Raw genomic sequence first — 22,045 nt, 5'->3', positions numbered from 1 at the left:
TAAACTTTGGATCCAGACCCCTTTAGGCAATTTTTAGCTTTTGTTGCTTTTGATAGTGCCTTAGCGCTCAAAATAATAGTGCTTTTTGTTTTATTGCTTTGTTCTGCGTTAATTTCCGGGGCTGAAGTGGCTTTCTTTGGATTGTCAGCATCAGATATTAATGCAATAGATGAGGAGAAAAGTGCAAAAGGAGGTGTTGTCGTAAAATTGTTAGAAAAGCCTAAAAAGCTTTTAGCTACCATTCTGATTGCAAATAATGCCATCAATATTGCAATTGTATTGTTGTTTAGTATCATAGGCGATGCTATGTTTGGGGAGGTAACTTATATGTTATTCGGTTTTTTATCGGTACGGTTTCTTCTGGAAGTAGTGGTGGTTACTTTTTTAATTTTAATGTTTGGAGAAATTTTACCTAAAGTATATGCCAACAGAAATCAGAAAAGTTTTGCCCATACCATGTCTTACCCTTTAAAAGTACTTGATGTTGTTTTTACACCGTTGAGTTCACCTATGAGGTCCATCACCCTTTATTTGCATAAAAAATTAGGGAAACAAAAATCCAGTCTTAGTGTAGATCAATTGTCGCAGGCTTTAGAGCTTACTTCAGAAGGAGATACAACCAAAGAAGAACAGAAAATTTTGGAGGGTATAGTTTCCTTTGGAAATACAGATACCAAACAAGTAATGCGTCCTCGAATAGATATTTTTGCTTTAAATGTAGAAATGAAATTTTTAGAGGTTATTGAGGAAATAAAAAAAAGGGGCTATTCTAGAGTTCCGGTATTTGCAGAAAATGTAGATAATGTAAAGGGTGTATTGTACGTAAAGGATTTGCTGCCTTATATAGACAGAAAAACGTTTAATTGGATGAGTCTAATCCGTGAACCCTATTTTGTTCCTGAAAATAAAAAACTAGACGATTTGTTGCTTGAGTTTCAGGAAAAGAAAAACCATTTAGCAGTAGTTGTAGATGAATATGGAGGGACATCGGGAATTGTTACTTTAGAAGATATTATTGAGGAAATAGTTGGAGATATTAGTGATGAGTTTGATGACGAAGATCTTGTCTTTTCAAAAATAGATGATAATAAATATTTGTTTGATGGTAAGACTGCTTTGAAAGATTTTTACCGCGTTATTAGAATTGATGACGAAACAAATTTTGAAGAGCGCAAAGGAGAATCTGAGACCATAGCAGGTTTTATTCTTGAAATAGCGGGAAGCTTTCCTAAAAAGGGAGAGGTTGTGGCTTTTGACGGGTATACCTTTGTTATTGAGAGTTTAGATAAAAAAAGACTCAAACAAATAAAAGTTATATTGCCAAATGAAGAATAAATTAGCTGTTTTTGTACTATTGATTGTGTTTGCGGTAGTAGGCTGTAAGGATGAAAATGTAATGCCTAAGCCAAAGGCAATGCTTAGGTTAGATTATCCAATAGCTAAAGAGGCGCTTTTAGAAACAGATTATTTTTCATTTAATTATAATAATCGTGCTACGCCTATCATCAAAAATCAAAGTGCCATTGTTGTAGATTACCCCTCAATGAAGGGTTCTATATTTGTGACACATAAGAAAGTGAATGGAAACCTAAATAAGCTCATTGCGGATGCGGAAAAATTGTCTCTAGAGCATATGAAAAAGGCAGATAATATTGAACCAAGAACATTTATTAATGAGGAAAATAAAGTTTATGGCACTTACTTTCAGATAATCGGTGATGCAGCTTCGCAATCACAGTTTTATTTAACAGACAGTGTGCAGCACTTTATAACAGGTTCTGTTTATTTCTATTCTAAACCTAATTATGACTCTATTCTGCCTGCAGCAGATTATTTGCAAGGCGATATGCGTGCTATTATGGAAACCTTACGTTGGAAAAACTAACAAAAAAACGTCTTATTTTAAAAGTGCTTCTGCATTTTTTATGCTAGAATTCATTTGATCACGTAATGCTTTAACTTTTATTTCTTCTTCATCTAGAAATTGTTGTTTCTCTTTGCTTAATGCTTTTCCTTTCATAATTTCATCTGATTCAAAGCGATTCCCAAAGCCTTTCATCCATTCCATCATTGCTTTGTTGGCGGTTTTTAATTCCACTTGAGCGTTTAAAAGTGTCTCAGTAGAATCTGTTTCTTGCATTTTCTCATCAATTTTACTGATTAACCTACCTATGGTGCTCATTTTTGGCATTACTTCATCGTGAACAGCCATTACTTCTTGCATTTGTGTAGGGGCCTCTTTTTTATCTGAGTCTTTACAAGATGTAGTTAATGATATTGCTAGAATTGAGAGTATAAGAACTAAATTTTTCATATTTTTTATTGTTCAACAAAGATACTATTTCTTTCTTTTTTAAAAATTATAAAAGCTTCTGAGAATTTTTTTTGTTTAGTTAATAAAAAAACCCCTTCAAAACTAAATAATTAGCATTGAAAGGGTTGGGTATTCGTTTGAGTTTATTGCTTAATCAAAGTCTGCATCTGAAACTCCCTTATTAATGGTAGCAGAAATTAATTTGCTTTCCATTTTTTGGGCGCCTAATGAGGCTGATTTTATACCTGGGAATTTAATCCCATCAATTTCTTGGTAATCAGATAATCCAGCTTCTTGTGTTTGCGTCTGCCCATTCATGTTAGTTACAGAAACTTCTTTAACTTTTAGGCCAGTTTCAACATCATAGAAATAAGAGGCGGAAACAACTTCTCCAGGAACGTCAATTTTATACGCTTTGGCGCCGTTAACATCTTCAATGCCTGCAAGCTTAGCTTTTCCGCTAGCCATGAATGTTTGCTCTGGGAAAATTCCTAAGGCATTTTTCATATCTGCAACCATGTTTTCTGGTAATGGCATTTTATTGCCGCCTTGTTTCATGTATAATTCATCTCCTTTAGCGATAACGCCTTGCATAGGAGCGTCGTTCATGTACATGGTCATTGCATATTTATCAGCAGTTCTTTTCTCTTCAGATTTTATAGTAGAGCCCATTGCAGAGCCTTCGTATATTAAAACTAAAGAAGTAATTGCATTTACTTTATCTTTTCCGCCAATAGCTTCAAAATAGCTGTCTACGACGGTTTGGGCAGAAACACCATCTGGTAATGCCGCATTGTAGTCCGGTTTGTCTGTAGCGTTTATTTTTTTGTCGTAATATTTTACAGGAATTGTTTTTCCGTTAAAACTTATTTTTTCAAGATTTTCAAGAACTTCACTCCCTTTACCGGCAACTACGATTCTAGCATTTTCTGTAGTAAAATATTTTTTCGCAGCATTTTGCACATCTGAAATAGATACAGCATTAATGCGCTCCAAATAGGTTTTGTAATAATCTTTAGGTAATCCTTCTGTTTCTATGTTTAAGGCGTAACCAGCAATAGTTTCTGGGCGTTCTAGGGCCATGATGAAACGTCCTATGTATTTCGCTTTTGTATTTGCTAAATCTTTTTCACTAACCGGTTCAGTTTTAATTTTATCAATTTCTTTTAAAATTTCGACAATAGAACTATCGGTTACAGCATTTCTAACTTGAGCAGTTGCTCTAAATCTTGAAGGAGCGTATTTATCGTTTCCTAAACTAGAATATGATCCGTAGGTATAGCCTTTATCTTCTCTCAAATTTAAGAATAAACGACCTTCACCGCCACCACCAAGTATTTGGTTTGTAATTAAAGCTGGGAAGTAATCAGGATCGCTCATTTTTAATTCTACTAAACTTTCTACAGCAATTTCAGACTGAACTGCATTTGGTACATCTACAAAATTTATTTGTGTGTATTGTGCGTCAGAAGGTTTTGAAAACTGAAATGAAGGTGGAGTTGCTTTGGTCCAGGCTGTAAAGTTTTTCTTTACCAATTTCTCTACATCTTTTAGTTTAACATCGCCAATTACAATAAGGTATGCATTTGCGGGAACAAAATAGTTCGTGTAGAATTTTTCTACGTCTTTCAATGTTATGTTGTTAATGGTTTCTGGAGTACTAAACTCGCCGTAAGGATGGTTTTTACCATAAGCTAAAGCAGATTGTGCTTTGCTTGCTATTGCAGCCACATCATTCTCTTCAGCTTTTATGCCTGTTAGAATCTTTTCTTTTTCTTTATCAAACTCCTCTTGAGTGAAATTAGGGTGGATAGCAGCATCGGCCATCAATTCAATAATTCTAGGAAAATACTTAGATAAAGAACTAGCAAAAGCACTTTGTGACCCAAAATTGATGCTAGCTCCAAGGAAATCTACCTCTTCATTGAAATCATCTTTATTTATGGTTTGGGAGCCATTGCCTAATAAGCTAGAAACAAATGAGCTCACTCCGGCTTTGTCACCTTCTGTAATTGGCGGGTTGTCTATTCTTAATTGAATAGAAACTCTTGGTAGTTTATGATTTTCAACCACCAATACTTTAAGCCCGTTTTTAAGCTCAAAATGTTGTGGTTCTTTTAAATTAATTTCGGGAGCTGGTCCTGCCTTTGGCATAACGCTCCTGTCTATTTGTGCATTGGATGCAAAGGCAAATAATGCAAAAACTAATGTAATATATACTTTTTTCATGTGTGCTGAATTTATCTCAGTGGGCTATTTAGTTTGCAGGTTTTTCTTCTGGTAAATATTCTAAAACAACTCTTTGATTTGGGTTTAGGTATTTTTTAGCAACGTCTCTAATTTCTTCGCGAGTAATTGATCTGTAAATGTCAATTTCAGTGTTGATTAGATTAGTGTCGTCATAAAGCATATAGTTTCTTACTAATGAATTTGCGATACCTTCAACGCTAGCGTTGGCGTTCACGAAATTATTTTCAAAAATATTCTGAAGCTTCTGGAACTCATTTTCTGAAATCAATTCAGTTTGAATTTTTACAATTTCTTCATCTATTTCTTTCTGAATTGCCTCCAGAGAATTTTCTCCAACAGGAAGTCCACCTACGATATAGGTACCATAATCTTCTTGAGAGCCATTAAAAGCGAAAACTTGTAAAGCCATTTTCTTTTCATCTACAATTTTCTTATATAATCTAGAGCTCTTCCCGTCGCTTAAAACCGTAGAAACCATGTCAAGGACATAAGCTTCTCTGTTGGTCTGTTCAGGAGTACGGTAGCCTAACATGATTAAAGGTATTTGAATGTTAGGATCCCTAAATTCAGCTTTAATCGTTTCTGTGATAGGTTCCTCTTTAAATGTTGATCTATTAATTGCTGCGCCTTTAGGAATGGAGCCAAAATAATCTTGAATCATTTTTTTTGTAGCATCAATTTGAAAATCACCAGCAACAACCAAGGCTGCATTGTTAGGGATGTAGTACATCTGGTTGAATTTTTTAAAATCATCAAGTGTAGCGCTTGCTAAATGTTCTAAGGATCCAATCGTTTGCCAGCGATAAGGGTGATTTTTAAATAAATTTTTAGACATTACTTCTCTCCAACGACCATAAGGTGCGTTGTCATAGCTTCTTCTTTTTTCTTCTTGAACAACTTCTTTTTGTGTGTCTACTCCAATTTTATTGATGATAGGGTGTAGCATGCGCTCAGACTCTAACCATAATCCTAATTCAAGGTTATTAGAAGGGAAAACTTCATAATAATAGGTTCTATCTTGGGTTGTATTGGCATTGTTTTGACCTCCGTTAGAAGCTACGATTTCAAACCATTTACCACGCTCAATGTTTTCTGTTCCTTCAAAAAGTAAGTGCTCAAAAAAGTGAGCAAAACCTGTTTTTTCTGGATCTTCATCTTTTGCGCCCACATGGTACATTACGGCTGTTGTTACTAATGGCGCGTTATTATCTTGTTGCAAGATAACATGTAGGCCATTTTCTAAGTCGTACTCTTCAAAAGCCACTTCTTGGGCTTGCATCCCAAGAGCAACTAAGGAAAGTGATGCAGCTAGAATTAATTTTCTTCTCATTTTAATAGTGTTATATAGTGTTGTTTGGCGATAAATTTAGAAATTATCGACGGTAATTTGACTATTTGTGTGGGAAAATTATCATTTGTTACAGTGAAAAGGACTTTTTTCTATAATTATTTTTTAAATACTTGATTATTAATATGGTGTGTGATGGAGTGCTTCCTTTTTTTTCTTAAATTATACCAGGTAACTTAAAATACTACGATTATGAAAAAATTTACACTTCCAGTTAGATTTGGTATTGCTACAAGTGGATCGCTAATTGCATATTTCTTGATCCTTTCTTTGTTTAATCTGCATACCAATGTGTTCTACAGCCTTTTTAATGGAATCATTACTGGTTTCGGGATTTTTGAAGCAATACGATATACTAAAATTGAGAATGGCAAAAAGTTTAATTATAGAAAAGGATTCTCTGCGGGTATAGTCACGGGTTTTGTGGCTACCTTAGTTTTTACAATTTTCTTTGCGGTTTATGTGACTGAAGTAAACGTCAATTTTTTGCAACAACTTTCAACAGTCTGGTTTAAAAATTATCATACAGGAGAAGGGCTTGTTTTTTTCACGGTTGCCATTATGGGGTTTGCTACAACCGTGGTGCTTACCTTAACATTCATGCAGTTGTTCAAGTCTTCTGATAATTTTAAATAAATTTGCAGTTAATTTCTGTAAAAACACTTGTTCGTTAAGTATTTAGCAGTATATTTGCACCCGCCTATTGAAAATAGGTATTGAAATATTGATTAATAACAAACACCAAGCTATGTACGCAATTGTAGAGATAGCAGGGCAGCAATTTAAAGTTGCGAAAGACCAAAAAGTGTATGTTCACCGTTTACAGAACGAAGAAGGAAGTAAAGTTACTTTTAACAACGTTCTTTTATTAGAAGACGGTAGCAACATTACTATTGGCGCCCCAGCTATAGACGGAGCCGCTGTTGAGGCGAAAGTCATTAAGCACCTTAAAGGTGACAAAGTAATCGTTTTTAAGAAAAAAAGACGTAAAGGTTACAAAGTTAAAAACGGTCATAGACAGTATTTAACTGAATTAGTAATTGAAAGCATAGTTTCTTCAGGTGCTAAAAAAGCAGAGAAGAAAACTGAGCCTAAAAAAGAAGCTGTAAAAGCCGCTCCTAAAAAAGCAGCCGCTAAAGCTACTGACAAAGCTGACGACTTGAAAAAAGTTGAAGGTATTGGGCCAAAAATTGCTGAAACATTAGTTGCTGCAGGAATTTCAACTTTTGCTGAATTAGCAAAAACTGATGCTGCAAAAATTGGTGAAATCATCGCTGACGTTCGTGGAAATCACGTAACTGATACATGGCCTGCACAAGCTAAATTAGCTGCTGAAGGGAAATGGGATGAGTTGAAAAAATGGCAAGATGAATTAGATGGTGGGAAACCAGCATAACTTTAACAAAATAAAACCGTAACAAAATGGCACATAAGAAAGGTGTAGGTAGTTCTAAAAACGGTAGAGAATCAGAATCAAAACGTTTAGGTGTTAAGATTTTTGGTGGTCAAGCTGCTATTGCTGGTAACATACTTGTTAGACAGCGTGGAACAAGACACAATCCAGGTGATAATGTATACGCAGGAAAAGATCATACTTTACACGCTCGTGTAGATGGTATCGTAAAATTCCAAAAGAAAGCGGGAGGGAAATCTTTCGTATCAATTGAGCCTTTCGAAGCTTAAGAGATAATTCTTTATACAAAATAAATACCCTTTATTGCTTTAATTAGCGATAAAGGGTTTTTGCGTTACCTATAATTTACGGTAATTTAATATCTGCGTAAACTTTAAGACAAGTTTTTCTAGTACTTTTCTTGATTGTTTAAATCATCACGGTGCGCTATAAAATATTTCTTTCTATTGTCTTTCTCCTATCCTTAGTAGCTTCAGCTTGCGCGCAAACCATTGTGCATTTCAGTGATAAAACTACACTCTTAGATGAAGCCTTTGTTGTGTTAAATGAAAATCTGAATAATAGTTATACATCTAAAAACAACGATACTATTGCCGCTGCGCGATTAAAACTTGGAGTGTTCTGTCAAGAAAATGGTGTTTATACGGAGGCTATCAATCAATTTAATGAAGGATTAAGGCTGTTAGAGGCCAAGGAAAAAAATAGCTTATTCCTAAATTTAGTTAATAACCTTGGGCAGGTACATGTACTGCTTAAAAATTATAAAACTGCTCAAAGCTATTTTCAAAAAGGGATACTTGAAGCAACAAGGATTGAAGATAGTAAGGCGTTAGCATATGCTAAAAGTAGTTTGGGTACTTGTTTTGAAAAACAAGAAAAATATGATCAAGCACTTGAACAGCAACATGAAAGTCTTGCTTTATATATAGGTTTAAATGACGAAGAAGGGGTATCACTTGTAAATGAAAATATTGGGAGTATTTATGAGGATTTAGAAAAATATGATTTAGCACTAACGCATTTTCAAAAAGCCTTAAAGTATCATGGAGAACAGGATGATAGTCGAGAAGCTAACATATTGAATAATTTAGGAGATGTTTACCGAAAAACACAGGTATATGATTTAGGTATTCTTTATACTGAAAAAGCTTTGGAGGTAGCAGATTTAAGTGGAGATCAGCATGAAGTGGCTAGTAGTCATAAAGATCTAGCTGAAAATTATCATTTTTTGGGAGAACTTGATAAGGCTTTGCATCATTTAAACCAGTTTGTTAGTATTGATAAAGAAAATGAAAAATTGCATAGCGCAAATCAAGCAAGTGCGCTTCAAATAATTTATGATACTAAAGAAAAAGAATCTCAAATTCAGTTATTAGTTCAAAAGAGTAAGGTAGATCATGCTCAAAAAATAGTGCTAATCGTTTCAATAATAGGTGTCTTAATTTTTTTGTTTTTGGCGAATTTCTATGTTCGGAAGAAACGGAAACAAACGCAACAAGAGGCAAAATATAAACAACGTATCTATAAAGCTGAATTAGATAAAAAAAATCTCAAAGAAGAAAATTTAAAAAGAGAAGTTGAATTAAAGAATGCTTCTTTATCTAAGTACAGTTTGCATATTTCTCAGAAGAATAAAATACTTTCGGATTTATCACAAACACTTGCAAAATGTTTAGACCGTAATAATATTGATTTAAAAAGAAAATTAGCCGTTTTAATTAAGGAGATTGATACTAATTTATCCAAAGAGCAAGAATGGGAAGAATTTGTGATTCTATTTCAAGAAATTCATCCTAAATATATCCAACGAATCAATAGTATAGCTACGGATGCCTTATCGTCTGCTGAACTAAGATTAAGTATGTTATTGCGGCTAAATTTAAATTCAAAAGAGATTGCATCCATTTTAAGATTAACACCAGATAGTGTTAGGGTTTCTAGGTATCGCCTTAGAAAAAAATTACCTATAGATTCTAAAGAAGATCTGAGTCGGTTTTTGCACTCCATTTAAGGCATAATACTGCTCATTTAATCTAACTGTTATTCCAATGTAAATTTATTCTTATTGTTGCCTTGTTGTTTCCTTATTTTTTAATAATTGTTCTCTATTTCTTTTCATTAAGTAAACATGCTAAATGCCTGATATATATAATTTTGGATCGTGAATAATCAACGAAAACAAAAAATGAAAAATTATTTAAAAATTATTTTATCACTCCTATTTGTTGCTTGTGGTAGTGCTTCTATTCAAGCGCAGAATGGTAATTTAGAAGGGACAATCTCGGATGAAGATGGGTTGAGTGTTCCAGGTGCAACAGTCATAATCTCTTCTTTGAAAAAAGGAACTACATCAGATTTTGATGGTCATTTTTCGCTTGTAGAAATTCCAGTAGGCGCGTATAAAGTGTCTATTACTTATTTAGGATACGCTAATGTAGACCAAGATATTGTAATAACGGAAGGTAGAACTACTTCTATTGAGGTTTTTATTGAGCCAAAAAGGGTAGAGCTAGAAGGTGTAGAAGTGGTAAGTTATGGTGTAAGTAGTCAGGCTAAGGCATTGAATACTCAAAAAAATAACATGAACATTACCAATGTAGTTTCCACAGATCAGATAGGGAAATTTCCGGATGCTAATATTGGAGATGCGGTAAAGCGTATTCCGGGTATTACCATGCAAGTAGATCAAGGGGAGGCTCGGAATGTGATTATTCGTGGTTTATCTCCACAATTAAATTCAGTTACTTTAAATGGTAGTCGTGTTCCCTCTGCGGAAGGTGATAATAGAAATGTACAGATGGATTTAATTCCCTCAGATATGATTCAAACTATTGAAGTGAGTAAAGCTGTTACTCCCGATATGGATGCCGATGCCTTGGGAGGATCTATTAATTTGGTGACAAGAACTTCTCCTCAAGGTTTTAGATTATCTGCAACTGCGGGTTCTGGTATAAATGTTATTACCAATAAACCTATTATCAACGGTTCATTTTTACTTGGCGATAGAAGTAAAAACGGAAAATTTGGTTGGATGTTATCTGCATCTTATAATGATAATGACTTTGGTTCTGATAATGTTGAAGCAGAGTGGACGGATGAATTTGAATATTATACAGGAGTTGATGACAGTGATGGAGAGCCAATTTTAGAAGAAGTTGATGTTGATCCCTATACAAATGTATTTGAGCAAAGAGAGTACTTGGTGCAACGTATTAGACGTAGTTTTTCTGCCAATATGGATTATAAAATTGATGCAAATAATAAACTTTTCATAAAGACCATATATAATTGGAGGGATGATAGGGAAAATAGATTTGCATTACAAAGTGAAATGGTGGATGGTGAGGATATGGAGTTAGGAGATTTTACTATTACTGATGGTAAAGTTACGAGCTTTTTAGCAGAAGTTACGCGCGAAACAAAGGGAGGAATTGACTCTAAAAGAAACAAAAACAGACGCTTAGAAGATCAGCGTATGCAGAATTATAGTCTAGGGGGTAAACATTTAGTAGGTAATTTGAAGGTTGATTGGATGTCTTCATTTGCAAAAGCATCTGAAGAAAGATTGAATGAACGTTATATTGTTTATGCTTCAGAATATTCTGTATTGAATGATAATACAGATACTCGTTTTCCTATAATGACGGCTGAAAATGATACTGATGCTGCTTTAGATAATTTTGAATATGACGAGTTAACCGAAGAGAACCAATTTACAAAAGAGGAAGATTTTAATATTTTTGTAAATTTTGAATTGCCTTCAGATTTTTTTGGTCAAGGTGATGGTGCTATTAAATTTGGAGCTAGAACACGTTTAAAAACTAAGCTTCGCGATAATAATTTCTTCGAATTTGATTTTGAAGATGACTACCCAACTCTAGCGTCTACAGTAACAAGAGATTTATCTAACACCGATTTTCTTGCAGGTAGTAAGTATTTAATTGGTTCTTTTGCAGACCAAGAATGGTTGGGAAGCTTAAATCTTATAAATGGTGAATCTATTCCTGATGAATATTTAAGAGAGAATTACAACGTAAAAGAAAATGTATTTGCTGGGTATGTGATGACCAATCAAAAACTATCAGAAAAGTTAGATGTACTGTTTGGCGTGCGTTTAGAAAACACAAATATAACTGCCACAGGTAATGATATTTTAGATGAAGATACTTTAGCTGGAGAAATTACAAAAGAGAGTTCTTATACGAACATAATGCCAGGTTTGCATTTTAAATATTCTGCTTCTGACGCTACAATATTGCGTTTTGCGTGGACAAATACTTTGGCAAGACCTAATTATGCAGATTTGGTTCCCTCTGTTGATATTGTATCTGGTGATGATGAAATTGTTTTAGGTAATCCTGATTTGGAGGCTACAACTTCTATGAATTTTGATATCATGGCAGAACATTATTTTGAGAGTGTTGGTTTGCTTTCAGGAGGTGTTTTTTATAAGGATTTAGACAACTTTATTTACACTTTTGTAGGGGAAACTACGGATGATGTCTATGGTGAAGGAACAACGGGTTATGAGGTGTATCAGCCTTTAAACGGAGAGGGAGCAACTATATTAGGTGCGGAATTTGCTTTCCAACGTCAGTTAGATTTCTTACCAGGTTTTGCTAGAAATTTCAGTTTGTATTTAAATTATTCATTTATTACTTCTTCAGCAAGTGGAATTATAAATGAAGATGGTGATGAAAGAGAAGACGTAGATTTACCCAACACCACACCAAATACATTCAATGCTTCATTAGCGTACAATGATAGAAAATTCTCTGCAAGACTATCAGGTAACTTTACAGATTCTTATATCGATGAATTAGGGGGGAATGATTTTGAAGATAGGTATTATGATACACAGTTTTTCTTAGATTTTAATGCGAGTTACCAGATTAATGGAAGTCTTAGTTTGTATGCTGGTTTAAATAATATTACCAATCAGCCCTTACGCTATTTTCAAGGTGTAAAAGAACGCACGCAGCAGATGGAATATTACGGACAGCGTTTTACTATCGGTTTAAAATATGATGTATTTAAAAAATAAATAATCAATTCTCTCACCATTTTAAAGACCGCTCTATTCTTGAGTGGTCTTAATTTATAAAAATATTAAGATGAAAAAATTACTAGTATATAGTGTATTGCCTTTCTTGTTTTTAACTTCTTGCAAATCGGATAAGTTACCAGCGATCTCTCCAGATATTAAAACAGAAAAAACTTTGAATGATACGGATGACCCTGCAATCTGGGTAAATCCTGAAGATGCATCAAAAAGTATTGTTTTTGGTACGGATAAAGAAACGAATGGTGCTATTTATGCCTTTGATTTAGAAGGGAGAATTATAGAAAATAAGACTATAAGAAACATTCAAAGACCTAATAATGTTGATCTGGCATATGGTTTTAAAATATACGATTCTACAAAGACAGATGTTATTTTGTTTACGGAACGGGAGAAAAATCAAATTAGAATGTATTCTGTCCCAGATATGAAACCTTTGGATAATGGCGGATTTAAGGTGTTTGAAGATGAAGTGCATCCAGAATTTACATTTCCAATGGGGATTAGTTTATACGTTTCTCCGCAGGATAGTACGTTCTATGCTATAGTAGGGCGTAAATCTGGACCAGAAGTAGGTTATTTGTATCAGTATAAAATAAGCGCTGATACTACAGGAGTGGTTAAGTCAACTTTAATTAGAAAGTTTGGAAAATTTAGCGGTAAAAAAGAAATTGAGGCCATTGCAGTAGATTCAGAATTGGGTTTTGTGTACTATTCTGATGAGCAACATGGTGTGCGTAAGTATCATGCAGAACCCACTATGGGAAATGAAGAGATTAGTTGTTTTGGAGGTGAGCTTTTTCAGGAAGATATTGAAGGCATTGCAATTGCGCGTTATGAGGATGGAACAGGTTATATTATAGTGTCTGACCAGCAAAAAGGGCAGTTCAATATATTTTCTAGAAAAACAAACGAATTTATAAAAGCAATAAATTTAGCAACTCTAGAAACTGATGGTTGTGATGTAGTCACGGTCCCTTTAAATGCAACATTTAAAAACGGATTATTTGTAGCTATGAATGACGAGAAAGATTTTTTCTTCTATGATTTAGCCAAGCTAGGACTTGAGAAATAATAAAAAGTCAATAATCAAAAGCGGCTAGTTTTTAATAGTTAGCCGTTTTTGATTTACCATTTCTGGTTTCTAAATTTTTTATTTTTTGCAAAAGTTACCGTTTCCGATAAATAATCTTCAAGGTTGTATTCTGGGATAGGCAAGATGCTTTCTAAAAGTGTGGTATCCCATTCATTAGGTTTTGAAGTCATGTAGGGGTGTAAATGCACGCCAATAGTTTCATAATAGAACGCTTCTAATTTGGAAGCAAAACCAGTAGAGGTGTTAATGAGTTCATCTGTAAAGGAGAAATTGGTGTACTCAACGGCCTCTAATATTTTAGTAATCCCTTTCATCATATTGGTTTCTTTGGAGTGTACAATATTCAATTGTTCAATATCTGTAGAAATAACCTTGGCAATAACTTGCGCCGCATAGTCTGTAGGGATAATGTTTAATCCTGTAGTTGCTGTGGTGGTAATACGCACGGCGTCATCAGAAGTATTGTTATTGAAAAATTTGGCAAAAAGATAAAAAACCATATACTTAGAGATAAAGTAATTAGGGCTTTCTAAGATGTTGCCCCCAAGAACACTTGGTCTTAATATCTGAATTGGAATATTTTTTTCTTTCCCGGCTTCTATTAAAAATTTCTCTGAAGCATGTTTAGAAGCTTCATAATGGTTGCGGTAATTTTTACCCTCTAAAAGAGAATAATCATTTTTTAATAGTCCGCCTATATTGCCTGCTGCAAAAGCAGTGCTGATATAAACAAATTTGGTAATGTGCTTGTGATAAGCATAAAAGATATCTTTTGTGAACTGTAAGTTTTCTTTAAATATTTCTTGTTTTGCATTTGGGTCCGTAGATAAATTTACAAAGCCTGCAGAATGAATAAAGTAATCAATGTGATTTTTAGTACCTAGAAAAGAGGTTGGATTAAGTAATTCACTAGCATCAATAACGCTTACTTTATTGAGTATTTCAGCCTTATTCTTTTTAATGAATTCTGGGGCATATTCACTTGAAATTACATTTTTTATGCGATTTTCAGCAGATATAGTGGCTCTTTTTCGAACAGGAAGATAAATACGCTCAAGGGTGTCAAAGCGTTGTTCTATAAGTGAAAATAGCACCCTAGAACCTAAAGTTCCAGTTGCTCCAGTTAAAAGTATGTTCATTTGGTTGTTAGTATAAGCTTAAAAAATCAAAATCCTTATTTCATAAAAAAATAAGGATTTTGATTTCAGTAGTTCATTGTTTTTAGTATCTGTAGTACTCAGGTTTAAAAGGACCTTCTACTTTAACACCAATATAAGATGCTTGATCGGGCTTTAATTCTGTAAGTTCTACTCCTAAACGAGCAAGGTGTAATGCAGCTACTTTTTCATCTAAATGCTTAGGTAGCATGTATACATCGTTTTTGTATTTGTCATTGTAGTTCCAAAGTTCTATTTGAGCAAGTGTTTGGTTGGTGAATGAGTTACTCATTACAAAACTAGGATGCCCTGTTGCGCAACCTAAATTTACCAAACGTCCTTCTGCTAATAAAACAATATCAGTACCATCAATAGTATACTTGTCAACTTGTGGTTTAATTTCATCTTTTGTATGACCGTAGTTACCATTCAACCAAGCCATGTCAATTTCATTATCAAAATGGCCAATATTACAAACAATAACCTTGTCTTTCATTGCAAGGAAATGTTCAGAACGGATAATGTCTTTATTTCCTGTAGTTGTAATAACAATATCAGCATTGCCTACAACTGTTTCTAATTTTTTTACTTCAAAACCATCCATTGCAGCTTGTAGTGCACAGATTGGATCAATTTCAGTAACAGTAACTATAGAACCTGCACCTTTAAAAGAAGCAGCAGTACCTTTACCAACATCACCATAACCACAAACAACAACTCTTTTTCCAGCAAGCATAGTATCTGTTGCTCTTCTAATAGCATCAACAGCACTTTCACGACAACCGTATTTGTTATCAAATTTAGATTTGGTAACAGAATCGTTTACATTAATAGCAGGCATTGGAAGCGTACCATTTTTAACTCTTTCATAAAGTCTGTGAACACCAGTTGTAGTTTCTTCAGATAAACCTTTAATGTCTTTTGCAAGTTCAGGATATCTATCTAATACCATATTTGTTAAATCACCACCATCATCTAAAATCATGTTTAATGGCTTGCGGTCTTCTCCGAAAAATAAGGTTTGTTCAATACACCAATCAAATTCTTCTTCATTCATACCTTTCCAAGCATAAACAGGAACTCCTGCAGCAGCAATAGCAGCAGCAGCTTGATCTTGTGTTGAGAAAATATTGCAAGAACTCCAAGTTACTTCAGCACCAAGGGCTACTAAAGTTTCTATTAGAACTGCTGTTTGAATAGTCATATGCAAACAACCAGCAATACGAGCACCTTTTAAAGGTTGCTCATCCTTATATTCTTCTCTTAATGACATTAATCCTGGCATTTCAGCTTCTGCCAAGTTAATCTCTTTTCTACCCCAGTCTGCTAGCGTAATATCTTTTACCTTGTTAGGTATATAAGAAACAGTTTTAGTGCTCATATCCTTTTTTATTTTTACTTTCGTTAAATAGCAATTTTATCACTAAAAATTTAGTGATTGCAAAGGTACTAAAAGCAATGCCTCTTTACAAAACAATTACGGTAACACCTAGCATTACAGTTTTTATCTGGAAAGTAACAGAGTCTGAGGATGAACTTGCTAAAGGAATTGTGCTTACAGATGTCTGTGCAAATAGGTTTGAAGGCATGAAATCTGAGGCACATAGAAAAGGCTTTTTAAGTATTCGGCATTTATTAGCCAAAGCGGGTTATGTGGATCATGACCTATATTATGATGCAAATGGAAAACCACATCTTAAAGATGGCAACCATATTTCAATAACTCATTCGCATGATTTTACAGGAATTATCGTAGCACATACAGATGAGGTTGGTATTGATATTGAATTGCAGCGAGAGAAAATCATGAAAATTGCCCATAAGTTTACACAACCGGAAGAATACAGGACACTAGCAAATGACGAAGCAATTATCCGGAAATTAACTATTGTTTGGGGAGCAAAAGAAGCGCTATATAAAATCTATTCTGAAAAAGGATTAAGCTTTTTGCAGCATATTGATGTTAAAGAATTTACATTTCAGGAAGGAGAATCCATTGCTGAAATTACCTATCAAGGTAAAAACTCATCCTATTCCGTAGACTTTTTAGAATTTGAGGGGTACACCTGTGTGTATTCTGTAAAACTATAATATAAAATGAACATTTCCGTAGAACTTACATTATCACCTTTACAAGATACTTTTGAACCTATTATCATTCAATTTATACAAAAATTAAGAGCATCTGGTTTAACCGTATTAGAGAATCCCTTAAGCACTCAGGTGTATGGGGAGTATGATGTAGTAATGTCATTACTTCAGAATGAAATTAAAGAAGCTTTTGAGCTTATGGATAATGGCGTGTTGTTTATGAAAATCGTTAAATCTGACCGAAGCGATTATGAACCCCATTTTTAATTTTTTCTTTGAGCAATACGCGCGCTATGAAACACATCATATCGTTCTAGAGATTGTAGCCGTATTATTTGGGTTATTATCTGTATTGTTCTCAAAACAAAATAACATTTTAGTCTACCCAACAGGGATGATAAGTACTGCAATATTTGTATACTTATTAGTTATTTGGGGGCTATTAGGAGATATGATGATTAATGTTTATTATTTTATCATGAGTGTCTATGGTTGGTATGTTTGGACGCGAAAGGTAGATGAAGAGCATACAACGCCCATATCAAAAACAACGCGAAAAGAGCATAAAATATCTGCTGTAATCTTTTTTTCTACCATTGTTTTCGTTTTTGTTGTGTATCAAATTTTTGATAAATGGACGAGTTGGACGGCATATGTTGATACTGTAACTACAGCCATCTTTTTTGTTGGAATGTGGTTGATGGCAAAACGGAAAGTCGAAAATTGGTTATATTGGATCATCGGAGATATCATCTCGGTTCCCCTATATTTTTACAAGGGCTTTACATTCACAAGTCTACAGTACCTTATATTTACATTTATTGCAATTTTTGGATATGCTGCATGGAAAAAAACTTTAAACAAGAGCCTTCAGACCTAATAAAAATAGTTTTATTCGGACCTGAATCTACAGGTAAAACAACCTTGTCTGGGCAACTAGCGCGTTATTATAACTCGGTTTGGGTGCCAGAATATGCAAGAGAATATTTACAGGATAAATGGAACGAGGAAAAAAAAACATGTGAACCAAAAGATTTGTTGCCCATTGCAGAGGGGCAAATGAAATTGGAAAATAAACTTGCCAAAAAAGCTAATAAAGTTTTGATTTGCGATACTGATTTACTGGAAACCAAAGTATATTCGGAGGCTTATTATATTGGCCATTGTGATCCCGCTTTAGATAAATATGCGCTTGAAAATACATATGATTTGTATTTTTTGACTTATATTGATGTGCCGTGGGAAGGAGATGATTTAAGGGATAAGCCTTTTGAACGAGAGAAAATGTTTCAGTATTTTAAAGATACCCTTGATCGTTATCATCGCAAATATATTATACTGAAAGGAGATAAAGCAACAAGATTAAAAACAGCAATTGAACATATAAATACACTACTAGACCAATGATAGCATTTTCAGACCAAGATAAACAACAACTAGTTTCTAAAGGGATAACAGCCGAAAAGGTTTTAAAGCAAATAGAGACTTTTAAAGAAGGGATCCCATTTGTAAAGTTAGAAAAAGCTGCAGTGGTAGATGGGGGAATATTAAAGTTCTCAAATGAAGATGAAAATAAGCTTATTGAAATTTTTGAAGCAGCAAGAAATAGTAAATCACTATTGAAATTTGTTCCTGCATCAGGAGCAGCATCGCGTATGTTTAAAGCATTTTTTAATTTCTTGGATAAATACAATCCGCAAGAAGAAACATTGGACGCTTATATTACGAGAACGGGAGATAAGGATATACAGAAGTTTGCTGCTGAATTAATTCACCTTCCATTTTATGAGATTATTCAATTAAGGATAAAAGGAAAGCACAGCACTAAAGGCGAAGAGTTATTTCTTTTTGTGAATGAAATGCTTAGTGAGGATGGTTTAAATTATGGTTTTTATCCTAAAGGGTTATTGCCATTTCATAATTATGGTGATTATGCTGCCACGCCTTTTGAAGAGCATTTAAAAGAAGCGGCGTTATATGCTAGTGCAAATGGAGAGGCAAATTTGCATTTTACCATTTCTGAACAGCATGGAAAAATGTTTAACGCAGAGTTTGATGCAATTAAAGAACGTGTTTCTGCGGAAACAAATGCATCTTTTAATGTAACCTATTCTTTCCAAAAACCACAAACAGATACCATTGCGGTTACTATGGATAATGCTATTTTTCGAGAAAAAAATGGCGCTATGTTATTTAGACCTGGAGGGCATGGAGCGCTTATTGAGAACTTAAATGAACAAAATGCAGATATCATATTTATAAAGAATATTGATAATGTAGTGCCTTCAAGAAATATAGAGGAAGTAGCAGATAGTAAAAAAGTATTAGGCGGATTGTTAATTGAACTTCAGAAAAAAGCTTTTAGATATGCGAAAGAGCTTGAAAATACTTCTAGTTTAGATTTTGATTTAATGATGGAAATTAAATTATTTTTAGAGAAGGATTTGAATGCTAGGTTTTCTGATAATTTTGATAGCTATACCATCGCTGAGCAAATAGAAATCCTTATTGATAAAATTAATAGACCAATCCGAATTTGTGGAATGGTGAAAAATGAAGGGGAGCCAGGAGGAGGTCCATTTTGGATTAAAGGAGCAAAAGGGAATACTTCGCTTCAAATTATAGAGTCTGCTCAAATAGATGCTTCGAACACAAATCAAATGAATATCTTAAAAAATTCTACGCATTTTAATCCAGTAGATTTAGTTTGTGGAGTAAAGAACTTTAAAGGAGAAAAATTTAACTTAATCAACTTTGTAGATGTAAAGCAAGGTTTTATTACAGATAAAACAAAAGATGGTAAAGAATTAAAAGCATTAGAGCTTCCTGGTTTATGGAATGGAGCAATGGCTTTTTGGAATACTATTTTTGTAGAAGTACCCTTAGTGACATTTAATCCTGTAAAAACAGTGAACGATTTATTTAAGAAATCACATCAGGTTAAACTTTAGATTACATAAGAAAAGTGTGTATCTTTTATACATAAATATGGCAAAAGATACATAAATATACACAATGTATGTTTTTAATAATATAAAAACCCTTGTAAATCAGTGATTTACAAGGGTTTTTTATTTTTAGTGGCTTTGGCACTATTCTTTCTATATAGTAATCGAGTTTAAAAACGAATGTAGAATTTAATTACACGATATATGAAACAGTTAGTATTTGCCACAGCATTAGCTATAGGAAGTTTAGGAACAATAACAGCAACAGAAACTACTCCTATTTTTCATGATGGAATTATGGAAGGAATATTTGCTCAAGATTTTTCAGAAATAAAAATAGAAGCTTTGCCAGAGGAAATTACTGTGGCTTTAGCGAAAAATTATCCAGGTGCTACGATATCTAAAGCTTTTGTAAATGAAGAGTCAGAGTACAAATTAATAGTAGCTAGTGAGGCTGGAGAAAATATGGAATTATATGCCGATGCCGAAGGGAATTGGTTAGATATGTAAAATTTTATTAGTCAGTAAAGTTAGTTAGTTTGGTTTAAAAAAGGAGTTACGGGGGTAACTCCTTTTTTAGGGATTAAAAAATCACTCTAAGTCTCAGTGAAAGGCTCTGCTCTTAAATATTTTTAGGATTTCATCTAAAGAATAATCTAGGTTGCACGAGTATAAATTGCTTAGAGATGTAAAATTTTATTAGTCAATAATGTTAGTTAGTTTGTTTTAAAAAAAAGGAGTTGCGGGGGCAACTCCTTTTTTATTGGTTAAAAACTAGGCTAGGTCTCAGTACAGGTTTCTGCGTTTAATTGTTCTATGGTACAATCCTAATCGTTCACCTAAAAAATAAGTTAGGTTGTATGAGAATGAAATTTGTATAGAAATTACTCAGTGTATCCTATTATTACCCAGTAATACACATTTCACTTTCTTTAGAAATATATGTAAATATCTTATTATAAGTTAGTTACGTTAAAAACATACTGTTTTTATTTCTCGGCATTATATTTTCAATAGAAGTAATAAGTTTAATAATTAATAACACTTTAAAATATAGATATTATGAAAAAATTAATTTTAGCATCAGCATTTGCATTTGTAGGTTTAACAGCAATGGCACAACCTAGTGAGACTGCAGTAGAAGAAACAGTAATTATATCAGCAACACAAGATGGTTTTTCAGAAATTGAAATGTCAGAATTGCCAGAAGCAGTTGCAACAGCGGTAACTACAAACTACCCATCTGCAACAATTGATAAAGCACATGTAAATGATCAAAAACAATATAAATTAGAAGTTTCATTAGAAGACGGTACTTCAGGTACGCTTTATGCTGATGAAAACGGTAATTGGATTGAAATGTAGTCAAGCAATTGAGTTACATTAAGTTAGTCAGGGAAAAAGGGATTGTATTTTATACAGTCCCTTTTTTTTGTTTAAAGCAGGAATAGTTTTTCTTCCGGCAGTTTGAAATCTTTAATAGCTAAGATCTTGTAGTTGTGCCGAAATAGTTATGCCACTAGATAGCGTATTTTCTTGTATAGAAATTACTCAGTGTATCCTATTATTACCCAGTAATACACATTTTACTTTTTTCGTGTCAAACGTAAACACCTAATTATGAGTTAGTTATTTTAAAAATGTATTGTTTTCATCTTTCGGCATTATATTTTCAATAGGAGTAATAAGTTTAATAATTAATAACACTTTAAAATATAGATATTATGAAAAAATTAATTTTAGCATCAGCATTTGCATTTGTAGGTTTAACAGCAATGGCACAACCTAGTGAGACTGCAGTAGAAGAAACAGTAATTGTATCAGCAACACAAGACGGCTTTTCAGAAATTGAAATGTCAGAATTACCAGAAGCTGTTACAACAGCAGTAACTTCAAACTATCCATCTGCAACGATTGATAAAGCACATGTAAATGATCAAAAACAATATAAATTAGAAGTTTCATTAGAAGACGGTACTTCAGGTACGCTTTATGCTGATGAAAATGGGAATTGGATTGAAATGTAATCGAGCGATTGAGTTACATTAAGTTAGTCTGGTAAAAAGGGATTGTATTTTATACAGTCCCTTTTTTCTGTTTAAAATCGTAATGGATTTACTTTTGATCTGTTTATTTTTTTAGCTAAAACCCATAAGTACATTAACTAATTAAAAGGGCACAAATAAGCTATTGCCTTGTGTATAAATTACTCAGTATGCCTTCTTGTTACCCAGTAATACACATTTTACTTTTTTCCGTATCACACGTAAATACCTCATTATAAGTTAGTTGTTTTAAAAACGTACCGTTTTTATCTTTCGGCATTATATTTTCAATAGAAGTAATAAGTTTAATAATTAATAAC

The 22,045-nt window shown here is 33.5% G+C and carries 21 protein-coding genes; 16 read left to right on the top strand and 5 right to left on the bottom strand.

The genetic code is table 11. The features are described from left to right. Positions 1 to 6: 6 nt before the first annotated feature. Together GQR94_RS06000 and gldD are read left to right on the top strand one after the other, a co-directional pair. Entirely contained in the window at positions 7 to 1,335 is a 1,329-nt protein-coding gene (locus GQR94_RS06000) for a gliding motility-associated protein GldE (RefSeq protein WP_158974627.1), read from the top strand. After that, on the top strand, positions 1,325 to 1,885 hold the full coding sequence (gene gldD / locus GQR94_RS05995; RefSeq protein WP_158974626.1) for a gliding motility lipoprotein GldD: 561 nt from the start codon (positions 1,325 to 1,327) through the stop codon (positions 1,883 to 1,885). Before GQR94_RS06000 ends, gldD begins: the two co-directional genes overlap by 11 nt. A 12-nt stretch (positions 1,886 to 1,897) precedes the next feature. Here the strand turns inward: gldD and GQR94_RS05990 are convergent, their stop codons facing one another. The 3 genes from GQR94_RS05990 to GQR94_RS05980 all read right to left on the bottom strand — a co-directional run bounded on the left by GQR94_RS05990 (position 1,898) and on the right by GQR94_RS05980 (position 5,894). Next, the gene (locus GQR94_RS05990; RefSeq protein WP_158974625.1) at positions 1,898 to 2,314 is read right to left on the bottom strand and encodes a hypothetical protein; all 417 of its coding nucleotides are present in this window, start codon (positions 2,312 to 2,314) and stop codon (positions 1,898 to 1,900) included. A gap of 150 nt (positions 2,315 to 2,464) precedes the next feature. Further along, positions 2,465 to 4,543, bottom strand: coding sequence for a pitrilysin family protein (locus tag GQR94_RS05985; RefSeq protein ID WP_158974624.1), 2,079 nt, complete (start codon positions 4,541 to 4,543; stop codon positions 2,465 to 2,467). A gap of 28 nt (positions 4,544 to 4,571) precedes the next feature. After that, positions 4,572 to 5,894, bottom strand: coding sequence for a pitrilysin family protein (locus tag GQR94_RS05980; RefSeq protein ID WP_158974623.1), 1,323 nt, complete (start codon positions 5,892 to 5,894; stop codon positions 4,572 to 4,574). A gap of 210 nt (positions 5,895 to 6,104) precedes the next feature. Between GQR94_RS05980 and GQR94_RS05975 the strand changes: the two genes are divergently transcribed. The 6 genes from GQR94_RS05975 to GQR94_RS05950 all read left to right on the top strand — a co-directional run bounded on the left by GQR94_RS05975 (position 6,105) and on the right by GQR94_RS05950 (position 13,463). Further along, positions 6,105 to 6,548 carry a DUF4199 domain-containing protein gene (locus tag GQR94_RS05975; protein ID WP_158974622.1) on the top strand — a complete coding sequence of 148 codons (444 nt, stop codon included), beginning with the start codon at positions 6,105 to 6,107 and terminating at the stop codon, positions 6,546 to 6,548. A 112-nt stretch (positions 6,549 to 6,660) separates the two neighbouring features. Further along, entirely contained in the window at positions 6,661 to 7,308 is a 648-nt protein-coding gene (gene rplU, locus GQR94_RS05970; RefSeq protein WP_158974621.1) for a 50S ribosomal protein L21, read from the top strand. Between the two features lie 26 nt (positions 7,309 to 7,334). Then, positions 7,335 to 7,595 (top strand): 50S ribosomal protein L27, encoded by a 261-nt coding sequence (rpmA, locus tag GQR94_RS05965; protein WP_013549894.1) that lies wholly within the window; start codon positions 7,335 to 7,337, stop codon positions 7,593 to 7,595. Between the two features lie 269 nt (positions 7,596 to 7,864). Further along, positions 7,865 to 9,337: a tetratricopeptide repeat protein gene (locus GQR94_RS05960; RefSeq protein WP_158974620.1), complete on the top strand. Its 1,473-nt coding sequence runs from the start codon at positions 7,865 to 7,867 to the stop codon at positions 9,335 to 9,337. 174 nt (positions 9,338 to 9,511) lie between these two features. Further along, positions 9,512 to 12,370 carry a TonB-dependent receptor gene (locus GQR94_RS05955; RefSeq protein WP_199271543.1) on the top strand — a complete coding sequence of 953 codons (2,859 nt, stop codon included), beginning with the start codon at positions 9,512 to 9,514 and terminating at the stop codon, positions 12,368 to 12,370. A 70-nt stretch (positions 12,371 to 12,440) separates the two neighbouring features. Then, positions 12,441 to 13,463, top strand: a complete 1,023-nt coding sequence (locus tag GQR94_RS05950) for a phytase (RefSeq protein WP_158974619.1) — start codon at positions 12,441 to 12,443, stop codon at positions 13,461 to 13,463. A gap of 53 nt (positions 13,464 to 13,516) precedes the next feature. Here GQR94_RS05950 and GQR94_RS05945 read toward each other — a convergent pair whose 3' ends face one another. Beyond that, complete coding sequence (locus GQR94_RS05945; protein ID WP_158974618.1) at positions 13,517 to 14,623, bottom strand: SDR family oxidoreductase; 1,107 nt, start codon at positions 14,621 to 14,623, stop codon at positions 13,517 to 13,519. An 82-nt stretch (positions 14,624 to 14,705) separates the two neighbouring features. Then, complete coding sequence (gene ahcY, locus GQR94_RS05940) at positions 14,706 to 16,022, bottom strand: adenosylhomocysteinase (RefSeq protein ID WP_158974617.1); 1,317 nt, start codon at positions 16,020 to 16,022, stop codon at positions 14,706 to 14,708. A 77-nt stretch (positions 16,023 to 16,099) separates the two neighbouring features. On the opposite strand from ahcY, the gene GQR94_RS05935 reads away from it, so the two are divergent. The 8 genes from GQR94_RS05935 to GQR94_RS05900 all read left to right on the top strand — a co-directional run bounded on the left by GQR94_RS05935 (position 16,100) and on the right by GQR94_RS05900 (position 21,707). Further along, positions 16,100 to 16,732, top strand: a complete 633-nt coding sequence (locus GQR94_RS05935; RefSeq protein WP_158974616.1) for a 4'-phosphopantetheinyl transferase superfamily protein — start codon at positions 16,100 to 16,102, stop codon at positions 16,730 to 16,732. Positions 16,733 to 16,738: 6 nt separating this feature from the next. Then, complete coding sequence (locus GQR94_RS05930; protein WP_158974615.1) at positions 16,739 to 16,999, top strand: hypothetical protein; 261 nt, start codon at positions 16,739 to 16,741, stop codon at positions 16,997 to 16,999. Beyond that, entirely contained in the window at positions 16,983 to 17,612 is a 630-nt protein-coding gene (pnuC, locus tag GQR94_RS05925) for a nicotinamide riboside transporter PnuC (RefSeq protein WP_158974614.1), read from the top strand. Before GQR94_RS05930 ends, pnuC begins: the two co-directional genes overlap by 17 nt. Then, on the top strand, positions 17,576 to 18,139 hold the full coding sequence (locus tag GQR94_RS05920; RefSeq protein WP_158974613.1) for an AAA family ATPase: 564 nt from the start codon (positions 17,576 to 17,578) through the stop codon (positions 18,137 to 18,139). Before pnuC ends, GQR94_RS05920 begins: the two co-directional genes overlap by 37 nt. Then, entirely contained in the window at positions 18,136 to 19,683 is a 1,548-nt protein-coding gene (locus GQR94_RS05915) for a DUF4301 family protein (RefSeq protein WP_158974612.1), read from the top strand. Before GQR94_RS05920 ends, GQR94_RS05915 begins: the two co-directional genes overlap by 4 nt. 201 nt (positions 19,684 to 19,884) lie before the next feature. Further along, positions 19,885 to 20,190: a hypothetical protein gene (locus GQR94_RS05910; RefSeq protein ID WP_158974611.1), complete on the top strand. Its 306-nt coding sequence runs from the start codon at positions 19,885 to 19,887 to the stop codon at positions 20,188 to 20,190. 552 nt (positions 20,191 to 20,742) lie between these two features. After that, positions 20,743 to 21,045, top strand: coding sequence for a hypothetical protein (locus GQR94_RS05905; protein WP_158974610.1), 303 nt, complete (start codon positions 20,743 to 20,745; stop codon positions 21,043 to 21,045). A gap of 359 nt (positions 21,046 to 21,404) precedes the next feature. Further along, the gene (locus tag GQR94_RS05900; protein WP_158974609.1) at positions 21,405 to 21,707 is read left to right on the top strand and encodes a hypothetical protein; all 303 of its coding nucleotides are present in this window, start codon (positions 21,405 to 21,407) and stop codon (positions 21,705 to 21,707) included. The last annotated feature ends 338 nt before the right edge of the window (positions 21,708 to 22,045 follow it).

Origin of the sequence: Cellulophaga sp. L1A9 (genome assembly GCF_009797025.1) — a bacterium.
Lineage (GTDB): Bacteria > Bacteroidota > Bacteroidia > Flavobacteriales > Flavobacteriaceae > Cellulophaga.
Note: the sequence above shows the minus strand (reverse complement) of the source record. Positions and strands in the feature narration are given on the sequence as shown.

Bases quoted from the DNA above. Each gene is read 5' to 3' on its own strand.
- gldD (WP_158974626.1), top strand. From the start codon at position 1,325: ATGAAGAATAAATTAGCTGTTTTTGTACTATTGATTGTGTTTGCGGTA.
- GQR94_RS05990 (WP_158974625.1), bottom strand. From the start codon at position 2,314: ATGAAAAATTTAGTTCTTATACTCTCAATTCTAGCAATATCATTAACT.
- GQR94_RS05985 (WP_158974624.1), bottom strand. From the start codon at position 4,543: ATGAAAAAAGTATATATTACATTAGTTTTTGCATTATTTGCCTTTGCA.
- GQR94_RS05980 (WP_158974623.1), bottom strand. From the start codon at position 5,894: ATGAGAAGAAAATTAATTCTAGCTGCATCACTTTCCTTAGTTGCTCTT.
- GQR94_RS05975 (WP_158974622.1), top strand. From the start codon at position 6,105: ATGAAAAAATTTACACTTCCAGTTAGATTTGGTATTGCTACAAGTGGA.
- rplU (WP_158974621.1), top strand. From the start codon at position 6,661: ATGTACGCAATTGTAGAGATAGCAGGGCAGCAATTTAAAGTTGCGAAA.
- rpmA (WP_013549894.1), top strand. From the start codon at position 7,335: ATGGCACATAAGAAAGGTGTAGGTAGTTCTAAAAACGGTAGAGAATCA.
- GQR94_RS05955 (WP_199271543.1), top strand. From the start codon at position 9,512: ATGAAAAATTATTTAAAAATTATTTTATCACTCCTATTTGTTGCTTGT.
- GQR94_RS05950 (WP_158974619.1), top strand. From the start codon at position 12,441: ATGAAAAAATTACTAGTATATAGTGTATTGCCTTTCTTGTTTTTAACT.
- GQR94_RS05945 (WP_158974618.1), bottom strand. From the start codon at position 14,623: ATGAACATACTTTTAACTGGAGCAACTGGAACTTTAGGTTCTAGGGTG.
- ahcY (WP_158974617.1), bottom strand. From the start codon at position 16,022: ATGAGCACTAAAACTGTTTCTTATATACCTAACAAGGTAAAAGATATT.
- GQR94_RS05935 (WP_158974616.1), top strand. From the start codon at position 16,100: ATGCCTCTTTACAAAACAATTACGGTAACACCTAGCATTACAGTTTTT.
- GQR94_RS05930 (WP_158974615.1), top strand. From the start codon at position 16,739: ATGAACATTTCCGTAGAACTTACATTATCACCTTTACAAGATACTTTT.
- pnuC (WP_158974614.1), top strand. From the start codon at position 16,983: ATGAACCCCATTTTTAATTTTTTCTTTGAGCAATACGCGCGCTATGAA.
- GQR94_RS05920 (WP_158974613.1), top strand. From the start codon at position 17,576: ATGGAAAAAAACTTTAAACAAGAGCCTTCAGACCTAATAAAAATAGTT.
- GQR94_RS05915 (WP_158974612.1), top strand. From the start codon at position 18,136: ATGATAGCATTTTCAGACCAAGATAAACAACAACTAGTTTCTAAAGGG.
- GQR94_RS05910 (WP_158974611.1), top strand. From the start codon at position 19,885: ATGAAACAGTTAGTATTTGCCACAGCATTAGCTATAGGAAGTTTAGGA.
- GQR94_RS05905 (WP_158974610.1), top strand. From the start codon at position 20,743: ATGAAAAAATTAATTTTAGCATCAGCATTTGCATTTGTAGGTTTAACA.
- GQR94_RS05900 (WP_158974609.1), top strand. From the start codon at position 21,405: ATGAAAAAATTAATTTTAGCATCAGCATTTGCATTTGTAGGTTTAACA.